This is a genomic window from Allobosea eneae (assembly GCF_042657265.1).
GTDB lineage: Bacteria > Pseudomonadota > Alphaproteobacteria > Rhizobiales > Beijerinckiaceae > Allobosea > Allobosea eneae.
In genome coordinates this window covers 1-3,556 of record NZ_JBHSLW010000074.1, presented here as the reverse complement: position 1 = coordinate 3,556, position 3,556 = coordinate 1, and the positions used below count along the sequence as shown (strand labels likewise).

Genomic DNA, 3,556 nt, shown 5'->3' with positions numbered 1-3,556 from the left:
GCGGGGAAGAAGATCGCCGGCACGCCGTTGCGGGGAACAGGCCGGGTCTTGAGACCGCATCTCGGGGCAGATCCGCCCAGCAAGGCCCGTCGGTCGCAGGCATCACCGCACGTCCGGAGAACCTCCCGCTCAGGTCGGACACGCCCGGCACGAGCGCGCCCGGCACAACCGCTGACTGACGTTCCGAACAACAATCGCCCCGACCATAGTCCCGCCTCCACATGCAGACGGAGGTGACATGCCGACAGGTATTTATGTTCGTAAGAACGCGGTCTGGGATCGGTTGAAGGCAGGAATGGCCGCGGACCACGCAGCGGACTTTGCTCGATGGCTTCGTGAGCGACGATATACGTCACTGACGATTGTCGAGAGGATGCGGCTGCTTGCGAGTTGGACGCACTGGGCGCGCGGGGAAGGCCATACGTTGGCTGCAATCCGCGAGGCGTACGCGGCCTCGTTCGCCTTGATCGAAGCGGGACATCGGCCGCGCTTCCGCGGCGACGTCAACAAGGACGCGGTCGAGACCGTCAAGCTGTTCATCGCCTACCTTGAGGATCGAGGCGTGTTGACGCGATCGCCGGCCAAATCGTCAGCGCCACTGGTGGCCGAGTTTGCGACCTGGGCTCGGGAGCAGTGCGGCTTGGCCGAAACGACGCTCGCCACATATCTTGGGACGATCACTCCCTTCGTCGAAACGCTGGGAGATGCACCGGCTGCCTACGACGCCGTGACGATCCGCACATACATGATCGAACGTGCGAAAGCCGTGTCGGTCGCGCGAATGAAGGGCATATCGGTCGGCATCCGCGCTTTCCTGCGCTTCCTGATCGCGACAGGACGATGTCCGCCCGGGCTCGACCACGCCATGCCAAATGTTGCGGGGTGGCGGCTGGCATCGATCCCGCGCTTCCTGCCTGATGCCGACATCGCGCGGATCATCGGTGCGTGCGACGGAGAGCGGCGCCTACGCGACCGAGCCGTCATCCTGCTGTTGGTCCGGCTCGGGCTTCGGGCGAGCGAGGTGGCGCGGCTCGGCTTCGACGATATCGACTGGCGGCAGGGCAGCATCCGCCTGTGGGGCAAAGGCCGACGCGAGGAGTTGCTGCCGCTCACCCAGGAGATCGGCGACGCGCTGCTCGCCTATATCGAACGCGGACGACCGGCGCTGGCCACACCAACCCTGTTCATCACCGAATATGCGCCGCTGCGGCCCATCGACCGCATCACGATCAAATGCCTGGTCAAGCGCGCGCTCAAGCGTGGAGGCGTCGAGAGCCGCTGCAAGGGTGCGCATATCCTGCGTCACTCGGCGGCCACGGCGATGCTCCGCCACGGCGTCAGCCTGCAGGGCGTAAGCACGGTGCTGCGCCATCGGTCGCAGGCGATGACGGCGCATTACGCCAAGGTCGATATCGCGCTGCTGTCGGCCATCGCGCGCCCCTGGCCGGGGAGGTCGCCATGCTGATCGATGATGTTGATCGCTATATCGAGCTGCGCCGCTCGCTCGGCTTCAAGCTCGCAAAAACGGCCCGACACCTCGCCGCGTTCGCGCGCTATGCGGTCGACCGGGGTGATACCCATGTTCGCCGCGAGACAGCGATCGCCTGGGTGGCGGCCGTCTCGTCGACCCCGCGCAGTCGCCAGCGGCGGCTTCGAGAGATCGCGCACCTTGCCCGCTTTCTCTACGCGGAGGATCGCAAGCATGAGGTGCCGCATCATCATCCGAACCGCACTGCAGCACGTCCCGCACCCTATATCTACACGCCGGAGGAGCTGGCCCGCATGCTCGATGCTGCAGGAAATCTGCGGCGGCAGAAGCCCAGCCCGCTCAGGCGCCACATCTATGTGATGCTCATCGGGCTGCTCGCGTCGACGGGGCTGCGGATCTCCGAGGCTCTGAATCTGAGGCTGGACGATCTGCTGCCCGACGGGGTGCTGCTTATCCGCCAGACCAAGTTCAACAAGAGCCGGCTCGTACCGATGCACGCCAGCGTGGTCGATGCGCTGCAGGCCTATCTTAAGGTCCGACGGCGGTTTGCCGGGATGGACGACCATGTGTTCCTGTCGGTCGATGGCAAGCCGATGGGGCATCGAACCGTCCATGGCAACTTCGGCGTGATCCTGCGCAAGGCCGGCGTCGGTCGGGATCGATCGCGGCGTCCGCGTATCCATGATCTGCGTCACACCTTCGCGACGCGCGTGCTGGAGCAATGCGCGATGCGTCGTGATGACGTTGCGCGCGACTTCGTCGCTCTCGCCACCTATCTCGGCCATGCGCACATCCGGAATACCTACTGGTATCTGGAATCCACGCCGGACCTCATGGCCGATATTGCCGGTGCTGCCGAGGCCTTTGTCGCCGGGGAGGTCGCATGACGCCGATCGCCCCGCTCATCACCAGCTTCATGCGCGAGCACATGCCGCAGCAGCGCGGCTACAGTCCGAACTCCTGCGAGACTTACGCGCACAGCTTCCGGCTGTTGTTCGCCTTCGCCGCCGAACGCCTGCACACGCGCCCGTCTCTGCTCCAACTCGAGCAGATTGATGCCGACATGGTGGTCGCGTTCCTGCATCACATCGAGCATGATCGCGGCAACGGTCCGGCGACCCGCAATCTGCGGCTCGCCGCGATCAAGTCGTTCATGCGCTATGTCGAGTGGCGGCATCCCGGCGCCCTGGAGCAGATTGCCCAGATCAACGCGATCCCGGGCAAACGTCATGACCAGAAGCTCATCCGCCATCTGACCATGGACGAGGTTCGCGCCGTGCTCGATGCGCCCGACGCGACGACACGCTTGGGGCTACGGGATCGGGCGATGTTGCATCTGTGCTTCGCCGGCGGTCTGCGGGTCTCCGAGTTGACCGGCCTCACCCTCGAGAATGTCACTTTGCAACCGAGGCCGAGCATCCTGGTGTTCGGCAAGGGCCGGCGCGAACGCAGCCTTCCGCTCTGGAAAGAAACCGCTCGCGACCTGCGCGCCTGGCTTGCGGTGCGAGAAAAGCCGCCGGCGCCGGAGTTGTTCGTCAACGCACAGGGGATGGCGATGACCCGCGCCGGCTTCGAATACATCCTCGAAAAGCACGCAAAAGCCGCCGCGGCCCGATGCCCGACGTTGAGCGGTCGTACGCTGTCGCCACATCTTCTGCGACATAGTTGTGCGGTCCTGATGCTGCAGGCCACCCACGATATCCGCAAGGTCGCGCTCTGGCTTGGCCACGCCGACATCCGCACGACCGAGGTGTACCTGCGGATGGATCCGTCCGAAAAACTCGAAGCCGTCGAGGCGGTGTTGCCGCCGGCGCTTCGACGCGGTCGGTTCAAGGCGCCCGACGCATTGATCGCGTCGCTGATGGCCGATGTGCGCACCGTGCCGACATGAACTCGTGAGGACCGGGTGGTCATCATGGCAGCGCCACCCGACCTGAGCGGGAGGTTCTCCGGGCGTGCCGTGATGCCCTGCGACCGACGGGCCTTGCTGGGCGGATCTGCCCCGAGATGCGGTCTCAAGACCCGGCCTGTTCCCCGCAACGGCGTGCCGGCGATCTTCTTCCCCGC

General features: G+C 65.3%; 3 protein-coding genes. All 3 read left to right on the top strand.

The genetic code is table 11. From position 1 onward, the window contains the following. The first annotated feature begins 238 nt into the window (after nucleotides 1–238). Genes ACFPOB_RS27555 through ACFPOB_RS27545 form a run of 3 tightly spaced genes read left to right on the top strand, consistent with a single transcriptional unit; the run spans nucleotide 239 to nucleotide 3,380 of the window. On the top strand, nucleotides 239–1,465 hold the full coding sequence (locus ACFPOB_RS27555; protein WP_377801457.1) for a tyrosine-type recombinase/integrase: 1,227 nt from the start codon (nucleotides 239–241) through the stop codon (nucleotides 1,463–1,465). Further along, complete coding sequence (locus tag ACFPOB_RS27550; protein WP_377801456.1) at nucleotides 1,459–2,376, top strand: tyrosine-type recombinase/integrase; 918 nt, start codon at nucleotides 1,459–1,461, stop codon at nucleotides 2,374–2,376. The genes ACFPOB_RS27555 and ACFPOB_RS27550 overlap by 7 nt, the downstream gene beginning before the upstream one ends. Further along, the gene (locus ACFPOB_RS27545) at nucleotides 2,373–3,380 is read left to right on the top strand and encodes a tyrosine-type recombinase/integrase (RefSeq protein ID WP_377801455.1); all 1,008 of its coding nucleotides are present in this window, start codon (nucleotides 2,373–2,375) and stop codon (nucleotides 3,378–3,380) included. The genes ACFPOB_RS27550 and ACFPOB_RS27545 overlap by 4 nt, the downstream gene beginning before the upstream one ends. Nucleotides 3,381–3,556 lie beyond the last annotated feature (176 nt).

Bases quoted from the DNA above. Each gene is read 5' to 3' on its own strand.
- ACFPOB_RS27555 (WP_377801457.1), top strand. From the start codon at position 239: ATGCCGACAGGTATTTATGTTCGTAAGAACGCGGTCTGGGATCGGTTG.
- ACFPOB_RS27550 (WP_377801456.1), top strand. From the start codon at position 1,459: ATGCTGATCGATGATGTTGATCGCTATATCGAGCTGCGCCGCTCGCTC.
- ACFPOB_RS27545 (WP_377801455.1), top strand. From the start codon at position 2,373: ATGACGCCGATCGCCCCGCTCATCACCAGCTTCATGCGCGAGCACATG.